This is a genomic window from Tardiphaga sp. 619_E2_N8_4 (genome assembly GCF_051810905.1).
Lineage (GTDB): Bacteria > Pseudomonadota > Alphaproteobacteria > Rhizobiales > Xanthobacteraceae > Tardiphaga > Tardiphaga robiniae.
This window is the reverse complement of record NZ_JBPWQJ010000001.1, coordinates 2,426,716-2,445,601: the sequence shown is the minus strand read 5'-3', so window position 1 is coordinate 2,445,601 and position 18,886 is coordinate 2,426,716. Positions and strand designations below refer to the sequence as shown.

Here is an 18,886-nt window from a genome sequence, read left to right as displayed (position 1 = left end):
TGTTGCCGTTGCTGGGTGGACTGCCGGTTACGGCATCGGATATTCATCGGCGTTCAGAATCCAGCCGGGCTTCTGCGAGAAGTCGAGCCGCGGCGGACAGAAGATGTCGACGAGCTGGTTGAAGTCACTTCCACAGGCCTCGGTGGTGTGAATCGAGGGCGGCGGAATGACGGCGATGGACGGCGTCTTGCACAGTTCGTGATCGTCCTTGCGCCAGTTCTTCTTGTTGATCGTCCAGGGCCAGCGCAAATGGTGAATGAACTCCCCCTCAACCGCGAGCGAGCACTGCTCGAAATCGTCGTGATGGTGCGGCGACAGTTTGCTGGGATCGCGGGGGCCGTTATAGCCGTCGAGATAGTTCACCATGATGGTGGTGCAGCGCCAGATACGACCGAAGCGGCCCGGCTCCCGCGGCACGTCGAGGCTGTAGACGCGCAGACGAAAGCCATCTTTCGGCGCGGGCCACGGCTCCAGCGGTGCGACGTAGGGCTTGGCCGTGGCATATGATGCTGCATTGGCGCATTTCGCCGCAAGATCCTCCGACCGCGTGGTGAAGATGCGAACGATCTTGCCGGCTTCAATGATCTTGATGCTTGACCGTCCTGGCGGCACGAAGGCCAGCGACCGGCCGTTGACACGCTTGGTGCCCTCCGCCGTGGTGATCTCCACGACCACCTTGGGGTCGGACAACAGCACGGCGTATTCGTCCGGCTGCTCCTCACGCGCCAGCACACCGCCGGCTTTTCCCTCCGTATGCACGAGTAGGAAGTTCTGCCCGCGCCCATACCAGCTCCTGCCTGACGGCCCATCCTCCTGCGGCGGCTCGTCGTAGAAGCGGAGATATTCGGCCTGACCGAAAGGACCTGCCGGCGCGGCGCCTGCGGCTGCGGGCGCAAGCTTGGCCCTCGGATCGGTGGTGTCGTACATGTGGAATCTCCCTTGGTGTCAATTCTGGGAGCCGGCGTTTCACGATGCGCCGGCCTGAGCCTGTATCTTGTCCGGAAGGCTAACTGGCCCGCGCCGCAGCTACATCCGCTTCGATGCCAAGCGCGCGCGCGGTGTTGCCGGAGACCATCTTGCGGATCTGATCGTCGTCGTAGCCCAGATCCATGCAGAGCCTGATGCCGCGGCGGAATCCGTCGAGCGGGCTGAAGGTTCCGGTCTGGCCAAGGTCGGAGCACAGCATCGTCTGCTCCACGCCCGCGGCCTCAATCTGGTCGCGCAGATCCTCGGCCTCGCGGCTCTTAAACTTGCAGCCGTCGAGGAACATGCAGAGCGAGTGCTCGACGAAGGCCCCCATCGCCGCGATGCCTTTAACGTCGTTCAACGACGCGTCGACGATGTCCTCCGGATGAGTGAACACCAGACGCTTGACACCGCGGCGCTGCGCCTCTTCGAAGATCAGCCAGGTCTCGCTGACATGCAGGTGACCGCTGGCCAGCACCATGTCGTTGCGCGCGACGATATCGAGAATTTCCTTCATGTCGTCGCGTACCGACTTGTCGTCGTTCAGCACCGGAATGGCGGTAACCGGTCGCATCCGCTCGGTGGAAGCCGGGTGCACCCATTGAGCAGACGCCTGCCATCGCAGATGGTTTGCGGCGGCCAGCGTGGGAAGCCAGACGATCCTGCCACCCAACGCAGCGGTGTGCTCAACCGCGTAGGGGTTGAGCCCGCCCACCACATTATTGAGCACGATGCTGGAATAGATCTTCGTCTTCAGCTCGGGAAAGTGCTGCCGGATCAGCTCGGCCGTCATGACACCGCTGTAGTCGTGATCCTTGGTAACGACCGCGGCGAAACCCGCCTGCGAGGCCTGCCGAAGCAACGTGACGTGGTCGATGCCGCGCGGCGCGATGGACGGCCCGCTATGCACATGCGGATCAATCGCGCCTTTCAACAACGCGTCGATGCGCGCCTCGACCTTGGGATCAGCTAACTCTGTCATTCCCTCACCGCATTTTGTCCCGACTGCCTTGAAGACCGTCGATCTCGTTGACGTTCTCGAGCGCGGAACGCTGTTTCATTTAAAGATAGTGGTCGGCGCACGGTCGTGTCAATAGTTTCGGGGCATATGTCCGCGACGCTCAACGCATCAATCACATTGCACTTGCATTCCAGTTCGCTACGTTGTTCAGCACAGGCGAACACGAATTTGAGAAACGATGAGCGATTCAGCATCAACCGGCGTCCACTCCGTGCAACTGGCCATCGACGTACTGGAAGCCGTTGCATTCTCGGACGATGAACTGGGCGTGACGCAGATCGCCGACCGTCTGGGCATGACGAAGGGATCGGTGCATCGGCATCTGCAGACGCTGGTCGACCGCGGGTATCTCACGCAGAACTCCAGCACCTCGCGCTACAGCATCGGTCCGAAGGGCCGGTTGCTCGCCCGGCACGCGCCTGATGCGGATCTCATTCAGCTCGCGGAAGGACCGATGCGGCAGTTGCGCGATGCCCTTGGCCATTTCGTCGTTCTTTCCGAGATGACGCCGCGCGGCGCATTGATCCTGCACAAGCTGTCGGGCACGGCGGCGATTGAACTCGGCGTTCGCCCGGGGAGCGAATTGACCTTCCATGCGTCGGCGCAGGGAAAGGTCCTGCTGGCTTTCGCCCCCAGCCCCATGAGGGCGCGCGTCCTCGCGCAGCCCTTGCAGCGTTTCACCGACAAGACCATTGTTTCCGTCCGCAAGCTCGAACAGGAATATCTGGAGATCGTGCGTCTTGGTTTTGCCACGGCCCCAGAGCAGAGCTTGATCGGGATGAATGCGGTGGCCGCGCCGATCTTCGACGCGCAGGATGCCTGCATCGCCTCGGTCGCCATCGTGGCATCGATTCAGGTCCTGCCGGAGAAGACACGGCCGTCCGACGTCGCCCAGCTCATCGAGGCGGCACGCCAGATCTCGCACAAGCTCGGGCACGGCCGCGGCGCTCATCAGCCACCACCCGTCAAGCGCAGCTCGCGGACGGCGCGCCCGCGTTAAAGCTGATCGGCAATGTATTTTCTCCAGTTGTCGGTGCGCAGCGGCATGTCGGCAAATGTCTTGCGCTGGTCTGCAGCCCTGCCAACCAGTTCGGCAGCGGTCATCCGCTTGCCGCGCAGGTAAGCGTCGAGTTCATCCAGCGCGGATGACAGCACGGCCGCGCCGCGCAGCATCACGGCCGATGCCATCTCCACCGCGCTGGCGCCAGCGAGCATCATGCGCGCGACATCGAGACCGTTGCGTGCGCCATTGGTCGCAATCAGCGGCTTGTCGGCGCCAAGCTGTTGCCGCGACACAGCCAGCCAGTGACACGTCAGCGGCAGATTCCAGTATCCTCCGACGCCCAGCGTCGTTCCCAGAAACGGCTGCATCGTCTCGACGTCAGGCACGAAGCCGAGCAGCCGCCCGGCCATCACCACGGTTTCGCCGCCCGCGAGACATGCGGCATCCGCCAGGTCCGGCACGCGCTCGCTCTGTCCGGTGATCTTGACCCATAGCGGGATGCCGATCGCCTGCCGTACCGCAGACACGATCATGGACACCCGCTCGGGATCGAGTTCGGTGGACACCACACCTTTTGCCTGGCTGGCATAGGGCGTGCCGATATTCAGCTCGAGGACGCGCAGGCCCGCCTGCTCGACCTGCCTGGCCATCTCGACCGTTCGCGCGAGGTCCGCAACGATCAGGCTCGCGACCGCATAGGATTCGACCTGGCTGGCCTCGCGATCGAGCTGGACCGTCTGATCGAGCCACGCATCGAAGCTCTGCGGCGTCAGGCCAGAGCGACAGGCGATGAATGCCGTGTCAGGCGCGTTCGGCGTCCACGCCATTTCGCGCCACTCGCTGTCGAGCAGCATGTATTCGGCGCGCTGCAGCTGGTCACGGCCGCGCTCGGATTCGTTGATGGACTTGACCACCACCGCGCCAACGCCGGCGCGCAGCGCACGACGTACGCCTTCGGGGTCGATATGGTGCTCCGCGGATCCGGCGATCAGCGGATTCTTGAGGGCCGTTCGGCCGACGGTAACGTTGAGACGCGTCATCCAGCAGACCTCCGTCAGCTTGCCGCTAGGCGAGTGGGAAGGCCGATGATCTCCCGCGCCTCGCGTGGCGATGCGATCGCTCCGCCGAGTTCCTCGACGATGCGACGGGCCTTCTCCACCATGGCAGCATTCGATGGCGCGAGTTGTCCGCGCGACAGATAGACGGCGTCTTCCAGACCAACGCGAACGTGTCCGCCGCACAGATAGGATTGCGCGACATTGTGGAATGACGTCTTGCCGATGCCGATGGCGGTGAACTGAGCATCCGGCGGCAGCATGTTGCGGGCGTAGATGACCGTCTCGGGACTTGGCTGGAAGCCATAACGAACCCCCATGACGAAGGAACAGAGTACGGGCCCGTCGAGTGTGTTGTCCTTCAGCAGATCATTCATCAGCGCAATATCGCCGGAATCGAACAGCTCGATCTCCGGCTTTACCCCGGCCTCACGGATCACCTTCGCCATCCGCCTAACATTGCCGGGCGTATTGATGACGACTTCCCTGCCCGAATTCATGGTGTTGAGATCGAGGGTACAGATATCCGGGCGAAGCGCGGCGATGTGCTCGACACGTTTTTCAGGTGCGATCAGTGTCGTTCCCGCCGCTGCGACGCGTGGCTGGTCCGTGGAGGGAACGAAACGGCCGCCGGGGCCTGTGGTGATGTTGAGGATCAGCTGGGTGTTTTTCGCGAGTATCCGGTTAACAACATCCCGGTAATATTCGAGCTCCATCGAAGGCTTCCCGGTGGAAGGCTCCCTCACGTGGACATGCACGATGGCGGCGCCGGCTTCGGCGGCCCCGAGACAGGCCTCGGCGATCTCCGCCGGCGTGATCGGCAGATGCGGTGTCTGCTCCGGCGTGGTCAGATTGCCGGTGACGGCGCAAGTGATGAAAACCTTTTGACGCGGCGCCTGCATCGCCCGTGCTCCTGTTCATTCTGCGGCCGTCGACATGACGGCCGGTCTCATTTTAATTCTTACGGTGATGCTCTTTGGCAGCGCGTACCGTTAAGACGGCAGACGCTCTGGCGATCCGATTTCCTCTGCCAGCGCGTTCAACGTCGCGGACAGTGCGCGTGGAATATCTATCCGGCCGCCATCGCTCTGGCGCTTCGTCCAACTGCGTTCACCCGGCGTACGCGGCGGCGCCTGCGCGCGCGACGCGCGAATTTTCGCGAGCTCGGCGGACGCTTCATTGCGGAAGTCTTCGACCGAACGGAAGTGTTCGATATCGATCGCCAGAAACAGCAGCGAACACAGAAACGGCTTCGAAAGGTCGCCATAGAGCGGCGCAACCTCGTCGCCGCCGGGCCCCTGCGACAGCAGGCTGCACATCAGATTGATCGCCAGCGACAGGCCGAAGCCCTTCGCGCCGCCCGACGGCAACAGCATGCCGTCGATAGCGGCCTTGGCATCCGTCGTAGGCTCCCCGTTGCGGTCGACGGCCCATGTCGGCGGGAGCGGCTTCCCTTCCCGCTCATAGACACGGATCTTGCCGAGCGCAGCTTCACTCAGCGCCATGTCCAGGACAAACTCGGGCCCGTCGGACACCGGAAGAGCGATCGAGAGAGGATTGTTACCGACCAGTTTCTCCAGACCGCCAGGAACCGGCATCATCGGCTTGGTGTTGCACATGGCGATGCCGATGCAATCACGGGCACTTGCCTGGCGTGTATACCGGGCCGCCGCGCCGAAGTGAAAACTGTTGCGAACCGCCACGACACCGACACCCATCTCTTTACTGCGCTCAATGGCCATCTGCATGGCCGCGTCACCCGCCAGATGGCCGAACATGCCCCGCGCATCCAGCACAGCCATTGCCGCGCGACTCTCAACCACGATCGGCTTCACAACGGACGACACACTCCCGAGGCGAAGCCGGCGAATATACATGTCGGCCTGCGACAGACCGTGCGACGGCAGGCCGGCCACATCGGCATCGACCAGCGCGCACGCCATCTGCCCGGACGCCAGCGACGGAAGACCGGCGCGCTCGAACAGATCGGCGAGAAACTCCTCGGCCGCCGCGACCGGCATTGACAGGACATCACTCATCACGTCGTCTTTCGTGCTCTAGTTCGGTCGACCGTCCGGCACCACATAGGCAAGGGCCGGATCGACGATCAGCACGACCTTGCCGATCTGCTCATTGGCATCCATCAGGGCATGCGCCTTGGCCATGTCCTCCAGCGGAAATGCCGCACAGATGCTGAGCCGCATCCGCCGATCCTCGAGCAATGGCCAGACCTCGCGCATCAGGGCCTTGGCAATCCAGCCCTTGTATTCCGGCGGACGCGGCCGGATCGTCGACCCCGTCAGCGTCAGCCGGCGGCGCACGATCTGCCGGACATTGATGTCGGCGCGTTCACCGAGGTGGCTCGCGATCAGGACAAGGCGACCATCGAAGGCCAGCAGTTCCAGCTCCAGATTGGTGTAAGGACCAGCCTGCGAGTCGAGGATGACGTTGATGCCCTGCCCCTGCGTCGCTTCCACCAGCGGCTTGACCCAATCGCAGCGATAGTCGAGCGCGATCTCCGCGCCGAGATCGCGACAGATCTGACGCTTGGTTTCCGACCCGGCCGTGGCGAAGACACGCGCCGATCGCAGCAGCTTTGCGATCTGGATGGTCGCCATGCCGACACCGCTGGTGCCGCCCTGTACGAGGATGCTCTCACCCTCCGCCAGCTTGCCGAGAAGAATGACGTTGTTCCAGCAGGTGAACAGCACCTCGGGAAGTACCGCCGCTTGTGCGAAGTCGTATCCCCGAGGGACCGACATGCATTGCACGGCAGGCACGCTGCAATACTCCGCATAGCCGCCGCCGGTGACGAGCGCGCAGACCGCACTGCCGACCCGCGGCCAGTTCACATCCGGCGCTGTCGCGACCACAATACCGGCAATATCGAGGCCTGGAATCTCCGTTGCGCCGGGCGGCGGCGGATAGAGTCCGCGGCGCTGCTGGATGTCTGGCCGGTTCACGCCGGCCGCCACCACACGCACCAGCACTTCGCCGCGCGCCAGAGTCGGCAAGGCCTCTTCGCCAAGCGCCAGCACCTCGGGACCGCCGAAGCGGGCGATCCTGACCGCCCGCATGTCCGACGGAAGCGCCGTCATGACACGACCTGCCGGCGAGCGGCAGCAGCCGCAACAGTGACCTCACTCTCGCCGTCCGTCTTCGGCAGGACGCGCCATGTCAGCAACATCGCGAATGCGCTGGCGGCCAGCAGACCCAGGCTGAGGGCGGGTACCGACATCGCAGCCAGCGCACTGCCCGACAAGCCCGCGACCCAGGGCATGAGATTCTGCGCGGCAAAGCCCCCGAGACTGCCGATCGTGCTGATGGCTGCAATCGCCGCCGCCGCATGCGCTCCCTTGAAGATCTGCGACGGCAAATACCAGAAGCATGGAAACATGAGCGAGACGCATGGGGTGCCAACCGCGAGCGCCACATAACGCATCCAGTTCTCGGTCAGCAGGGTCGAGGTGAAGAACGCCCCCATCCCGCACAAAGCGATCACCGCCATGCCGATCAGCACTGTGCGGTGCTCGCGCAGATGGCGCGGGAGCCAGACCAGGACCGCGGCAGCCACAGCCCATGGCAGTGCATTCAAGATACCATTCTGCGTGCCGGTCGTGCCGAATCCTTTGACGACCGTTGGCAACCAATAGATGATTCCGTAGAGTGACAGCGTGATCAGCGTGTAGACGAACGAAAACCACCACACCCTTGCGTCGATCAGGACGCGGAGCGGACTGGTATGCATGGTGGTGGCGATTTCATCGCGGCCGAGCGCGGCCGCCAGCCGCTCCTTCTCCTCGGACGACAGGAAACCGGCCGTCTGCGGATTGTCGGGGAGATAGCGCATCACCAAAACGAACAGGATGGCCGCGGGCGCACCGGTGGCGATGAAGACCCACTGCCAGCCGGCGAGGCCAAGCATGCCATCGAAATCCAGCAGGATGCCGCCAAACAGCGAGCCGAACATGTTGCCGAGCGGACTGCCGATGGTGAGAAGCGCCACGGCCTGCACGCGGTAGCGCTTGGGAAACCAGAGCGTGAGGTAGAAGATGATGCCCGGATACGCCCCCGCCTCGGCCACGCCGACCAGAAAGCGCACCGCCGCAAACATCGAGCCGGTCATGCTGAAACCCAGCAGCACCGTCAGCATGCCCCATGTCAGCAGGATACGCGCAAACCAGAGCCGCGCGCCGAACTTATGCGCGGCCAAGGCGCTCGGGATTTCAAAGAACGAATAGCCGATAAAGAACAGCGAGGACGCCAGTCCGTACATGGTCTCGGACATGCCCAGGCTGCTGGCCATCTGCAGTTTGGCGTAGCCGACATTCGACCGGTCGATCACGGCCAGCATCATCATCGCCATCACAAGCGGCATGACCCGCCACATGATGCGATTCATCAGGGCTTCTTCGCTTTCGCGATCCACGTTCATGGTTTCCTCGTCGATCTTGTTGGCCGACCTTCCCCGGTCGTTCTTGTCAGGATTCTATTGAGCGGCGCGCTTCGCCGGCAGATCGAGAAATGCCGCCGCGTTCTCGCTGATCAGTTTCTTGATCGTGGCGCGCGGCATCTGCAGATCGAGCAGCATCTGCGTGATGCTACGGAAACCATCCACCGGACGCTGCGAACCGAGCAGGCCCAGATCGGACGACAGAATGGTGCTCTCCACGCCGGCGACCTCGATGAGGTGGGCCAGATCGTCTCCGCTGAACTTCTTCGACTTGCCTTCGATGAACATGCAGATGGAATGTTCCATCGTCACGCCGAGCGCGACCAACTGGCGGATATCGCTATCGGCAAAGCCGACCACGTAGGTCGGATGATTGACCATCATCTTCTTGACGCCGCGGCGTTTGGCCTCCTCGAAGAGGACGTGCTGTTCCGAGACGTGGAGGTGACCGCCAGCCAGGATGATGTTTGCCTCCGCGATCAGATCGATGACCTTCTTCGTGTCATCCGTGAGCTTGCCGTTGGCGTCCAGCGCCGTGAGCGGGATCGGATCCAGCATCTTCTGGGATGTCTTCGGGAATGTCTTGGCCTGACCGCTGGCCTGAACGTTGATATGGTTCGCCGCCGAAAGCGTCGGCATCCAGACGATCTTGCCGCCGAGCTTGATCGCATGATCGACCGCGTGCGGGTTGATGCCGCCCGACGCATTGTTCAGCGCCACGCCCGAATACAGGCGGACGCCGGACTGCGGAAACAGTTTTTCCAGAATGATGGCATGCGCCATCCCGGGATAGAAGTGATCCTTGTACAGCACCGCGCGAAAACCCGCCGCGGCAGCGTCCTGCATCTCCTCATAGTGATCAAGTATCCGCGGCATCGCGGCAGGCCCGCTGTGGCAATGCAGATCGATCGCATCGACCAGCAGCTCCTCGACCTCCTTCGGACGCGAGAGCGGCGGGAGCGCGACAGTGTCAGGATATGAAACGGAATTCTCGGCCATGATGGCTGCCCTTCAGTGGATGCTGGTTCTGAGAAAATGGCGATCTGCCGATGAATGGCGGGGCCGCAGCCCACGCCTCATCGAGCGGCACTCCCGCGTCGGCGCGTACGCGAAAGATCGCAATAGCGCCCGACGTTTTCCGGATATGGCAGGTGAACTAATTGCCACGCGATACTGGTGGGGCGCGACGACGCCATTGGCGCGCTGACCTCTCCGCAAGACACGGCACTTCCTCCCACGACACGGTTGCACTTCGGTGGCCTGAACGACACCGGCACATTCTGTTGGGCCGATATTGCAACCAGCCGGGCCATTTGCCATATCTATTCGCCAGCGTTCCGCAGAGTGGAATCTTGGTATGGCCCCCCGTTCACCGAAGGTCGAAGCAGCAGCCCGCACGCTCATCCTGCTGGAGGAGTTGAACCGGCATCGCGTCGCCTCGATCCAGATCCTTCATCTCGCGACCGGCCTGCCTAAATCGACCATCGTTCGGCTGATGAAATCGCTGTGCGCCATGGGCTATGCCGCCAATGACCGCAGGCAAGGCGGCTACACGGTGGCGTCGCGCGTCAAATCCCTGAGCAACGGCTTTCACGGCGACCCACTGGTGGTCGAAGCCGCGCGACCCTGGGCGCTGTCCTTTACGTCACAGCATCAGTGGCCGTTGGCGATTGGCGTTCTCGACCACACGTCCGTGGTCGTGCGCTTCAGCACTATTGCGGACAGTCCGGTGTCGCCGTTCCACGGAACGATCAACATGCATCTCAGCCTGCTGCGCCGCGCGCTCGGTCGTGCCTATCTGGCATTCTGCCCCATCGGGGAGCGCCTGATGCTGCTCGACCTACTTTCACGATCGACGATTGATGAAGATCAACTCATCGGCGATCGTGCTCAGACATTGTTGATGCTGAGATCAATCCGGAAGCAAGGCTATGCCGAGCGGGATCGCGCCGTCGACCCTCGCTCATCCGGGACGATCGCCATCCCGATCATGAGTGGCGACAAGGTGCTTGCGACGGTTGGTATGACTTATTTCATCTCTGCAATCGATCGACGTGAGTTGCTCAAAACCTTCCTGCCCAGCCTTCAGACCTTGGCAGAGAACATTTCTCGAAGCGCAGCTGCCCTCAAGTGAATACGATCAATAGCACCGAGATTTCCACGAAGGTCGCTGGACCCGATGATCGTGGCGTCACGTCAAATACGGCCAGATCAAATAGGTCAAATTTCCATTTAGGCGTCAGCTCTGCGCCAGCAGCCGACGTTCAGAGATTCTGCCTACTCTCCGCCAAGCCCCAGCCGGTTTGGCATGCGCTTCTCAATGTTGAACTTGAGCAATGCCGCGGAGCGGAAAATGCCGTGGGCGAATTTGCCGTAAGGCAGCGTCAGGAACAGCGCCATTACGGTGCCGAGATGGATCGCGAGCCACAGCGCCATGAAGCGGGTATCCCGCAGCAGCAGCAGCGCGAAGCCGGTGGCGCTGACCAGCAGCAGCAGCATGATGAAGCCGCGGTCCATGGCGTTCTGTTTGACGTCGGCGCGCAGCGCATCGCGCTTCAGGTTCAGCCACAGCAGGCCGGCCGGCCCGACGATCAGGCCGATGCCGCCGAGTGAGCCGAGAATCACCGGCGCGCTGGTGAAGGCATAGGGTGCGTGCAGATTCCACAGATAGTGATAGAGCGTCGCCACGCAGGTCGCCGCGAAACACAGCAGGAAGCCATAGAGCGTGAAATGGTGGAAGCGCCGCCGCCACGGCGTGAAGGCATCATCGTCCTCGTTGCAGCCCTCGCCATGGCCGCCGCCGAGATACTTCAGCCGCGCGACGTCGCGGACGGCTTCGGCCACCGCAGGAACGCGCGCCTGCGCGGCCGCCTTGATGTCGGCGGGATTGCCGTCGTTCGTCGGCGAGACCTCGCGCCAGAATTTGACCACGCCGATGGCGAGCGCCAGCATTGCGAACAGGAACACGGCGCCGAACAACAGCGCCAGGAAGTTGTGTGGGAAGATCGCATAGAACTGGCCCGCCAGCGGCTCATGGATAAGCCGGCCGTTCATCGCAACCGCAAGGATCATGAACAGAGCCAGACCACCCGACAGCGCGAAGGCCACCGTCAGCCCGGCGCGCTCATAGAGCCGGCCGAACGCGCGCGGCCACGCATAGTCCTGATAGGTGCGCACCCGCACCTTCGCCATCGCCTGCGGAACATTGACTGCAAACTCATGCGGCGGCGCATATTGGCACGCATAAAGGCACGAGCCGCAGTTGTGACAGAGATTCGCAAGGTAATGCGTATCGGCCGCGTTGAATTCGAGCCGACGCGTCATCGCCGGGAAGACGGCGCAGAATCCTTCGCAATAACGGCATGCGTTGCAGATCTGCATGACGCGGGCGATCTCCGCCTCGCCCACAGTCATCGCTTCGGCAAAGTTCACGCCGCCTTCGCAGGCGCCGCCGGCGACGGGCGCTTCCAACTCAGTGACCGGCGGCATAGCGAAGCTCCTCATCGAATGTCGGGTGGCGATGCCCGGTCGCAGCCGCCGCATTGACGCCGGCGATGCGGCCGAACGCGGTACCGATGCTCATGCCGACGCCGGCGGTGTAGCCCTTGCCGAGCACATTGCCGGCCACCATCTCGCCGGCGGCAAACAGGTTGCTGCTCGCAACGCCGTTGAAGCGGCAGGCCGCCGTCGCATCGGTCTTCATGCCGAGATAAGTGAAAGTGATGCCGGGTTTGAGCGGATAGGCGTAGAACGGCGGCGTGTCGATCACCCGCGCCCAGTGGGTCTTTGCGGGCGTGAGCCCGTCGGTACTGCAATCATCCAATGCGGTGTGATCGAACGTGCCGGGACGGCAGGCCGCATTATAGGCTGACAGCGTCTCGACGAAGGTCGCGGGATCGACGCCGATCTTCGTGGCAAGTTCGTCCAGCGTATTGGCCTTGGTGCCATCGAACACCGGCGGCATGAAGCGACCGATCGCCTTCTGGTCGATGATCGACCATGCGGTCTGGCCCGGCTGTTGCGCGACAAGACGGCCCCAGATCGCATAGCGCTTCGGCCAGAAATCCTCGCCCTCGTCATAGAAGCGCTTGGCTTCGCGATTGACAACGACACCGAGCGAGACGCAATCGATGCGCGTGCAGATGCCGCCGTCATAGAGCGGCGCGCGCGCGTCGATGGCGACGCAATGCGCCTGGGTCGGATCGCCGATGCTGTCGGCACCGGCATCGATCATGAACTTGAGCAACACACCCTGATTGAAGCGAGTGCCGCGGATCAAGAAGTTCTCCGCGGTCCATTCGCCGCGCTCGTTCTGGCCCCAGGCTTCACGCTGCCATTCCAGATTGGACTCGAAGCCGCCGCAGCCGAGCACGCAGCTTTTGGCGGTGATGCGCTGGCCACTCTCCGTAATGGCAGCGACAAACTGATCATTCTTCAGCTCGAGACTCTTTACCGGCGTATCGTAGCGGATCTCGACCCCGAGGGCCTCGGCTGATCGGTAATAGGCGTTCACCAGCGCCTTGCCGCCGCCCATGAAGAACGCATTGGTACGCGCCACATGCAGCGCACCGGATAAAGGTGGCTGGAAATGCACGCCGTGCTTGCGCATCCATGGCCGGCAGCGCGACGAATGGCGGATCACCATCCGCGCCAGAGGCTCGTCAGTCAGGCCGCCTGTGACCTTCAAGAGGTCCTGCCAATACTCTTCCTCGGGATAGGCCTCGACCAGCACGTCCTGCGGATCGTCATGCATGCAGCGCAGGTTGCGCACATGCATCGAATTGCCGCCGCGCCACGCCTGTGGCGCGGATTCCAGCATCAGCACCGATGCGCCTGCCTCGCGCGCCATTAGCGCCGAGCACAAAGCTGCATTGCCGCCACCGATGACGAGCACGTCCGATGGGGATGAAGATGTTGCCATGGATCAAGCCATTCCTGCGCAGCTTCGCGCCCCGTGTAAAATTGTCAGCGTCGATAGGCCGGCCATTCGCCACTCAGATTCATTGTGAGCTTTTTGGCAACGGGGCTCAGTACGCGTTTCATCTCGGCGATCTCTACCTCGCCGAAGCGCTCGCGCGGCCCCGACAGCGAGATCACGCCGACGAGTATGCCGCGCGGGCCGAACACAGGTGCAGCCACCGCCGCGCAGCTCGGATCGCGTTCGCCGAGCGAGACATCAAAACCAGTGGCGCGAATGGCGTCATAGCGTTTGCCGGTGCTGCCGGCGTAAGCGAGAATGATGTGTCCGGCCGCGCCGCGCAGTAGTGCATAGCTGTGACCGGCCTCGACGCGGTCGAGCGTCGCGTGACGCGAATTCACCCGAAACAGGCAGACGCGGTTGTCGGCATCCTGCCGGACATGGAACGACGCGCTTTCGGTGCCGCGATCAACCAGCTCCTGCAGCGCCGGCAGCACGTGATGCCCAAGCGCATTCTTGCGGGTGAAAGCGACGCCAAGGCGAAATGCGGTCGGCCCGAGGTCGTAGCTACCATCCGGCAGCCGCGTCACATAGCCGGTCGGGATCAGCGAACCCAGTAGCCGCAGGATGGTGCTCTTGTAGAAGCCGGTGCGCACCGCAAGCTCGGCCAGCATCATCGGTTGGTCAGCGGTTTCGAGCGCCGCCACAATGGACAAAGCCCGCTCGACGGCTGCGACGCCCTCGCCTGCTTCTCGCACCGGGACGTCCGTCGTTGCAGGTTTGGTCGCAGGCTTCTTCATGGGAGCTTCCGATCAGGCCGTACGTGACGCCTTGATGACGCGCGCCAAAACCGGCCAGTAGAGGTCGCCATCACCGGCGTCAATCGCCTCGCCCAGGATCTTGTCGGCAAGTTCCGCGCCTTGCAGCTTGATGTTCACCGACTTGGCAAGATCGAGCGCGTAGGAGATGTCCTTGCGAGCATATTCAGTCGAGAAGGCCCGCTCCGGGAAGGTGTCGGGCAGCATCGCCTTCATGCCGTGATTGCGCAGCGCAAAGCTGTCAGCCGAGCCCTTGGCGAGCGTCTCGAACACCAGCTTGGGATCGAGCCCGGCCCGTTTGGCCGTTTCCAGCGCCTCGCCGAGCGCGACGACGGTTTCCATCAGCACCATATTGTTGAGGATCTTGACCACCTGGCCGGCGCCGATATCGCCGCAATGGGTGATGTCGGTGGCGAAAGTGGCGATCAGCGGCTGCAGCTTGGCGAAGATCGGCGCGCTGGCGCCGACCATGACGCTCAGCGTGCCCTCTTCCGCGGCCTGTCGCGTCCGCGCGATCGGCGCATCGGCATAGGCCGCGCCCTTGGCGGCGAAGCGCTTGGCGAGTTCGCGGCTGGCTTCGACCGGCGAGGTGCCGAGATCGACGACTGTGTGGCGCGCATCGGCATGCGCGAGCAGCCCGTCATCGCCCTCGCACACGGCCTGCACATGCTTGCCGCTGGGCAGCGCCATGAAAATGACGTCGCACTGCTTGGCGAGTTCGGCCAGCGAGTTTGCGCGCTTGACGCCTGCTTCCGCGAGACGCTGCAGCGGCGCATCGGCGCGGTCGAAGCCGAACACCGGCACGCCCGACTTGCGGGCCAGATTGCGGCACATCGGCTCGCCCATCACGCCAAGACCGATAAAACCAATGGCAGTCACCATGCCGGACTCCTTCGTCTTCATTCCAAGAGAGATCGAGAAGCGGACGCAGCCAGGGCTACACCCGCGATGTCGTGGGTCGCTTAGCCCTTGACCAGCGGGCAGTTGCCTTCGCTCATCGGCCGGAACGCCTGCTCGCCGGGCGAAGTCGTGACGACCTTGTAGTAGTCGTATTTGTACTTCGATTCTTCCGGCTTCTTCACCTGCACCAGATACATGTTATGCAACACGCGGCCATCCGGACGCACAGTGACGTCCTTGTTGTACATGTCGTTGACCTTCATCTCGTGCATTTTCTTGGCAACCACGGCCGAGTCCTTGGTGCCCGCGGCCTTCACGGCGGCGAGATAGTGATGCACACCGCTATACACACCGGCCTGCACCATGCTGGGGACCTTGTTGTTGGTCATCGCAAAATAGCGCTTGGTCCAGGCGCGGGTCTCGTCATTGAGGTCCCAGTAGAACGAGGTCGTCACCTGCAGGCCCTGCGTCGCCTTGAGACCGAGCGCATTGACGTCGGTGATAAAGACGAGAAGACCGGCGAGCTGCTGTCCGCTCTCGACGATGCCGAATTCACCGGCCTGCTTGATGGCGGTCTGCACATCGGCGCCCGAGGTGGCGAGGCCGACGACCTTGGCCTTCGAGCCCTGCGCCTGCAGCAGGAACGAGGCCATGTCGGTGGTTCCGAGCGGATGGGCGGACGAGCCGATCACCTTGCCGCCGGCGCCTTCGATGAACTTCGTCGCATCACGCTGCAAAGCGTGTCCAAAGGCATAATCGGCAGAGATGAAATACCAGGTATTGCCACCGGCCTTGGTGATGGCCTCAGAGGTCAGCTTCGACAGCGCGTAGGTGTCGTAGTTGAAATGGAAGCTGACTGGCGAGCAGGCCTTGCCGGTGAAGTCCGACGATCCCGGGCCGCTGATGGTGAAGATCTTGCTCTTCTGCTTTGCCACTTCGAGGATGGCAAAGCCGGCCGACGATGCGGCGCCGTCCGCGATCATGTCGACGTTCTCGGTATCGAACCAGCGGCGCGCGGTGGCCGCAGCGACGTCCGGCTTGTTCTGGTGATCGGCGGTGACCACCACGATCTTCTGCCCGAGAATCTCGCCGCCGAAATCCTCGGCTGCGAGCTTGGCAGCCGCCACCGAGCCGACGCCGCCATTGTCGGCGAACACGCCTGACTGGTCGTTCAGCACGCCGATCTTGATGGTCTCGGTAGCGCTGGCGACCTGCGCCGACAGCGAGAGTGCGGCGGATAGATAAAGACTTTTCGTGAATGCCCTGGTTGTCATGTGATGCCCTCTCCTCAGATTTTCTGTTGTTGTTGGATTTTCTCAAGCACCGGCGCGATGTACCGCCGGAATTGCACGGGGTTCTCGCTCATCGGGAAATGGCCGAGCTGCTCCATCACGGTGACCTCCGTGCCCGCGATGCCGGAGGCCGTTCGCACGGTGTCTTCGGGCATGCAGGAGAAGTCGTATTCGCCGGTGAGCAGATAGAGCGGACAGACCTTGGTATCGATCGCCTTGGTGCGACCGCGCAAATCGCCATCGACGCGATAGAAATAGAGGTCGCCCTTGAACACGCCGGGGCCGCCCTGCTTGTAGGCCCACAGGGTTTCCATCCGCGCCTCCGCAGGAGACTGCGGCGCAACGAGACCGGATACCAGCGCGGCACAGACTTCGCCGCCATGGATATCCGGCCGATTAAGCCAGGTGGTGTCGTACCACGGCGCCTGGAAGTCCGCGGCTTCGAGGCCGATCAAAGCGCGGAATTCGCTGGCGTGATCGATGGCGAGATTGAGCACGATCCGGCCGCCGATCGAACAGCCCATCACGACGGGCTTGTCGAGATCGAGCGCCGCACTGAATGCGCGGATCGTCTGCGTATAGCGCGCGGTGGTGAGCTGATATTCGCTGCCGTCCCAGTTCGCTGGTGGATTCGACTTGCCATGCCAGGGCATGTCGAAGGCAATGATGCGGAAGTGTTTGGTGAATTGTTCATCCGCAAGGAGATAGCGCCATTGCCGGTTGTCGGAGCCGGCAGTGTGCAGGCAGACCAGCGGAATGCCTTGGCCAGCTTCCTCGAAATAGATCCGGTGCGTGATGCCGTCGATATCGACATGCACGTAACGCCCGATCATCGGTTCGATGTATCCGGTCATGCCGCACATCCTGCGTTGCGCGGCAGCGCCAGCAGGTCCTTGAAATATTGCAGATGGGTCATGAAAGGCCGGATATCGCCATCGAGCGTGGCTTCGCCGTGCTTGGTGAGCGACAGCAGATCGTGCCATCCGGCCTTCGGCATCGGCTGCCAGAACGCGGTCCATGCATCGGGCGTGGCGCGATAGCCGACGGTCCACGAGCGCATCAGCACCGGCGCCGGCACCATGTCGATGATGCGGCCGGCACGGATCGCGACATGGAACGCCTGCTCCGTCGAACCAAGCAGACAATTCACATCAAGGAAACGGCCGCGCTGGATCAGCGCGGCGTCGCGCTCCAGCAGGACCGGCAGTTGCGCGAACGCCTCGCTGACGGGATCAGATTTTTTCAAGACCGGACTCCTTGATGATACGCCCCCACAGCTCGGTCTGCTTGGCGACGTGCTCGGCGAGGCCTTCCGGCGTGCTGACATCCGGCTCGAGACCGATATCGGCGAAAAACTTTTTCGCCTCATCCGTCGCCATAACCTGCAGGAAAGCCTTGTTGAGCTTCTGCACGATGTCGGCCGGCACATTCTTCGGCGCAAACAACCCGCTCCAGGCAGCGAAGTCGTAGCCGGGCAGACCGACCGCGGCCATCGGTGCCACATCCGGTAGCGACGCGACCCTCTGCGGTGTCGTCACGCCGAGCGCGCGGAGGCTGCCATTGTTGATGAACTCACGCGTCACGGCCACGTCGGTAATGATGAATTCGATGCGGCCTCCGAGCAGATCGGTGATCGCCTGCGGCGTGCCGGGATAGGAGATCCGCACCGCGTCGATGCTCGCCATGGATCTCACGAGTTGCGCCGCCGCCATGCTGCCGGTATTGCCGCTGCCATAGCTCAGCTTGCCTGGATTGGCCTTGGCGTAAGCGATGAACTCCTTGAGGTCCTTCGCCGGAAAATCCTTAGCGACCACCATCACCAGTGGATTGCGCGTCAACCGCGCGATCGGCGTGAAGTCGGCGACGGGATCGAACGGCATCTTGTTGTAGAGATGTACATTGGCTGAATGGGTCGAATTGGTCGCGAGATACAGCGTATAGCCGTCGCCCGGCGCGCGCGCGACTTCGGCGGCGCCAATATTGGCATTGGCGCCCGGCTTGTTGTCGACGAGGATCTTCTGGCCCAGCACTGCGCCGACCTTCTCGGCGAGGAAGCGCGCTTCCACATCGGTGGCGCTGCCGGCCGGGAACGGCACCAGCAGCCGGATCATCTTGCTCGGATAGACGTCCTGCGCCTGCGCCGGTGCAAATGCAGTAACCGTCACCGCCAGCACGCCTGCCATCGCGACGCGCCGCGTGAGCGACCACGCCGCAGCCCACTGCTCTCTCATGCTTCAACTCCCAATCGATGTTCTTGATGATTTTGTTGTTCAGCGCGCCCGACGCTTAATGACCGACACGCAAGTGGCGCGCGTCGCGGCATCTGCCGCTGCGCTCTCCACCATCTCGCATCGTCCAATCGTACGCATCTTCGATCTCATCCAACTTCAATGTTCTATCTGACAGAACGCTTGTTCTATTATATCAACATATGATTGGATGCCGCGCAAGTGAGGCGGA

General features: G+C 62.6%; 18 protein-coding genes. 2 read left to right on the top strand and 16 right to left on the bottom strand.

Features of this window, described 5'->3' with window-relative positions:
- Positions 1 to 27 precede the first annotated feature (27 nt).
- Complete coding sequence (locus AB8A23_RS11650; RefSeq protein WP_439059669.1) at positions 28 to 927, bottom strand: hypothetical protein; 900 nt, start codon at positions 925 to 927, stop codon at positions 28 to 30.
- A gap of 79 nt (positions 928 to 1,006) precedes the next feature.
- Positions 1,007 to 1,900, bottom strand: coding sequence for a DUF6282 family protein (locus tag AB8A23_RS11645; protein ID WP_231079516.1), 894 nt, complete (start codon positions 1,898 to 1,900; stop codon positions 1,007 to 1,009).
- Between the two features lie 265 nt (positions 1,901 to 2,165).
- On the opposite strand from AB8A23_RS11645, the gene AB8A23_RS11640 reads away from it, so the two are divergent.
- Positions 2,166 to 2,987, top strand: a complete 822-nt coding sequence (locus AB8A23_RS11640) for an IclR family transcriptional regulator (RefSeq protein WP_439059670.1) — start codon at positions 2,166 to 2,168, stop codon at positions 2,985 to 2,987.
- Here the strand turns inward: AB8A23_RS11640 and AB8A23_RS11635 are convergent.
- The 6 genes from AB8A23_RS11635 to AB8A23_RS11610 all read right to left on the bottom strand — a co-directional run bounded on the left by AB8A23_RS11635 (position 2,984) and on the right by AB8A23_RS11610 (position 9,497).
- A complete protein-coding gene (locus tag AB8A23_RS11635) occupies positions 2,984 to 4,030 on the bottom strand; it encodes a tRNA-dihydrouridine synthase (protein WP_120286756.1) in 1,047 nt (348 codons plus the stop codon). The genes AB8A23_RS11640 and AB8A23_RS11635 overlap by 4 nt on opposite strands.
- A gap of 14 nt (positions 4,031 to 4,044) precedes the next feature.
- Positions 4,045 to 4,947, bottom strand: a complete 903-nt coding sequence (locus AB8A23_RS11630; protein WP_089265628.1) for a 3-keto-5-aminohexanoate cleavage protein — start codon at positions 4,945 to 4,947, stop codon at positions 4,045 to 4,047.
- Positions 4,948 to 5,037: 90 nt separating this feature from the next.
- Positions 5,038 to 6,084, bottom strand: a complete 1,047-nt coding sequence (locus AB8A23_RS11625; protein WP_120286754.1) for an Ldh family oxidoreductase — start codon at positions 6,082 to 6,084, stop codon at positions 5,038 to 5,040.
- An 18-nt stretch (positions 6,085 to 6,102) separates the two neighbouring features.
- Positions 6,103 to 7,143 (bottom strand): NAD(P)H-quinone oxidoreductase, encoded by a 1,041-nt coding sequence (locus tag AB8A23_RS11620; protein ID WP_231079514.1) that lies wholly within the window; start codon positions 7,141 to 7,143, stop codon positions 6,103 to 6,105.
- On the bottom strand, positions 7,140 to 8,480 hold the full coding sequence (locus tag AB8A23_RS11615; RefSeq protein WP_089265630.1) for an MFS transporter: 1,341 nt from the start codon (positions 8,478 to 8,480) through the stop codon (positions 7,140 to 7,142). The genes AB8A23_RS11620 and AB8A23_RS11615 overlap by 4 nt, the downstream gene beginning before the upstream one ends.
- Before the next feature lie 54 nt (positions 8,481 to 8,534).
- Positions 8,535 to 9,497 (bottom strand): DUF6282 family protein, encoded by a 963-nt coding sequence (locus tag AB8A23_RS11610; protein WP_231079513.1) that lies wholly within the window; start codon positions 9,495 to 9,497, stop codon positions 8,535 to 8,537.
- 295 nt (positions 9,498 to 9,792) lie between these two features.
- Here AB8A23_RS11610 and AB8A23_RS11605 point away from each other — a divergent pair, with 295 nt between their 5' ends.
- Positions 9,793 to 10,632 (top strand): DNA-binding transcriptional regulator, encoded by an 840-nt coding sequence (locus AB8A23_RS11605; RefSeq protein WP_147421554.1) that lies wholly within the window; start codon positions 9,793 to 9,795, stop codon positions 10,630 to 10,632.
- 143 nt (positions 10,633 to 10,775) lie between these two features.
- On the opposite strand, the gene tcuB is transcribed toward AB8A23_RS11605, so the two are convergent.
- The 8 genes from tcuB to AB8A23_RS11565 form a co-directional block, all read right to left on the bottom strand.
- Complete coding sequence (gene tcuB / locus AB8A23_RS11600) at positions 10,776 to 11,987, bottom strand: tricarballylate utilization 4Fe-4S protein TcuB (RefSeq protein WP_439059671.1); 1,212 nt, start codon at positions 11,985 to 11,987, stop codon at positions 10,776 to 10,778.
- Positions 11,971 to 13,419, bottom strand: a complete 1,449-nt coding sequence (gene tcuA, locus AB8A23_RS11595; protein ID WP_439059672.1) for an FAD-dependent tricarballylate dehydrogenase TcuA — start codon at positions 13,417 to 13,419, stop codon at positions 11,971 to 11,973. Before tcuA ends, tcuB begins: the two co-directional genes overlap by 17 nt.
- Positions 13,420 to 13,463: 44 nt before the next feature.
- Complete coding sequence (locus AB8A23_RS11590; RefSeq protein ID WP_439059673.1) at positions 13,464 to 14,216, bottom strand: IclR family transcriptional regulator; 753 nt, start codon at positions 14,214 to 14,216, stop codon at positions 13,464 to 13,466.
- Between the two features lie 12 nt (positions 14,217 to 14,228).
- Positions 14,229 to 15,116, bottom strand: coding sequence for an NAD(P)-dependent oxidoreductase (locus tag AB8A23_RS11585; RefSeq protein ID WP_439059674.1), 888 nt, complete (start codon positions 15,114 to 15,116; stop codon positions 14,229 to 14,231).
- An 80-nt stretch (positions 15,117 to 15,196) separates the two neighbouring features.
- Complete coding sequence (locus AB8A23_RS11580) at positions 15,197 to 16,408, bottom strand: ABC transporter substrate-binding protein (protein ID WP_439059675.1); 1,212 nt, start codon at positions 16,406 to 16,408, stop codon at positions 15,197 to 15,199.
- 14 nt (positions 16,409 to 16,422) lie between these two features.
- Positions 16,423 to 17,280, bottom strand: a complete 858-nt coding sequence (locus AB8A23_RS11575; protein WP_439059676.1) for an alpha/beta fold hydrolase — start codon at positions 17,278 to 17,280, stop codon at positions 16,423 to 16,425.
- On the bottom strand, positions 17,277 to 17,672 hold the full coding sequence (locus AB8A23_RS11570; RefSeq protein ID WP_439059677.1) for a hypothetical protein: 396 nt from the start codon (positions 17,670 to 17,672) through the stop codon (positions 17,277 to 17,279). The genes AB8A23_RS11575 and AB8A23_RS11570 overlap by 4 nt, the downstream gene beginning before the upstream one ends.
- Positions 17,659 to 18,657: a Bug family tripartite tricarboxylate transporter substrate binding protein gene (locus AB8A23_RS11565; protein WP_439059678.1), complete on the bottom strand. Its 999-nt coding sequence runs from the start codon at positions 18,655 to 18,657 to the stop codon at positions 17,659 to 17,661. The genes AB8A23_RS11570 and AB8A23_RS11565 overlap by 14 nt, the downstream gene beginning before the upstream one ends.
- Between the last annotated feature and the right edge of the window lie 229 nt (positions 18,658 to 18,886).

Excerpts from the sequence above, each read along its gene's own strand:
- tcuB (WP_439059671.1), bottom strand. The coding sequence starts at position 11,987 with ATGCCGCCGGTCACTGAGTTGGAAGCGCCCGTCGCCGGCGGCGCCTGC.
- AB8A23_RS11630 (WP_089265628.1), bottom strand. The coding sequence starts at position 4,947 with ATGCAGGCGCCGCGTCAAAAGGTTTTCATCACTTGCGCCGTCACCGGC.
- AB8A23_RS11575 (WP_439059676.1), bottom strand. The coding sequence starts at position 17,280 with ATGACCGGATACATCGAACCGATGATCGGGCGTTACGTGCATGTCGAT.
- tcuA (WP_439059672.1), bottom strand. The coding sequence starts at position 13,419 with ATGGCAACATCTTCATCCCCATCGGACGTGCTCGTCATCGGTGGCGGC.
- AB8A23_RS11640 (WP_439059670.1), top strand. The coding sequence starts at position 2,166 with ATGAGCGATTCAGCATCAACCGGCGTCCACTCCGTGCAACTGGCCATC.
- AB8A23_RS11580 (WP_439059675.1), bottom strand. The coding sequence starts at position 16,408 with ATGACAACCAGGGCATTCACGAAAAGTCTTTATCTATCCGCCGCACTC.
- AB8A23_RS11620 (WP_231079514.1), bottom strand. The coding sequence starts at position 7,143 with ATGACGGCGCTTCCGTCGGACATGCGGGCGGTCAGGATCGCCCGCTTC.
- AB8A23_RS11585 (WP_439059674.1), bottom strand. The coding sequence starts at position 15,116 with ATGGTGACTGCCATTGGTTTTATCGGTCTTGGCGTGATGGGCGAGCCG.
- AB8A23_RS11625 (WP_120286754.1), bottom strand. The coding sequence starts at position 6,084 with ATGAGTGATGTCCTGTCAATGCCGGTCGCGGCGGCCGAGGAGTTTCTC.
- AB8A23_RS11565 (WP_439059678.1), bottom strand. The coding sequence starts at position 18,657 with ATGAGAGAGCAGTGGGCTGCGGCGTGGTCGCTCACGCGGCGCGTCGCG.
- AB8A23_RS11610 (WP_231079513.1), bottom strand. The coding sequence starts at position 9,497 with ATGGCCGAGAATTCCGTTTCATATCCTGACACTGTCGCGCTCCCGCCG.
- AB8A23_RS11635 (WP_120286756.1), bottom strand. The coding sequence starts at position 4,030 with ATGACGCGTCTCAACGTTACCGTCGGCCGAACGGCCCTCAAGAATCCG.
- AB8A23_RS11650 (WP_439059669.1), bottom strand. The coding sequence starts at position 927 with ATGTACGACACCACCGATCCGAGGGCCAAGCTTGCGCCCGCAGCCGCA.
- AB8A23_RS11615 (WP_089265630.1), bottom strand. The coding sequence starts at position 8,480 with ATGAACGTGGATCGCGAAAGCGAAGAAGCCCTGATGAATCGCATCATG.
- AB8A23_RS11590 (WP_439059673.1), bottom strand. The coding sequence starts at position 14,216 with ATGAAGAAGCCTGCGACCAAACCTGCAACGACGGACGTCCCGGTGCGA.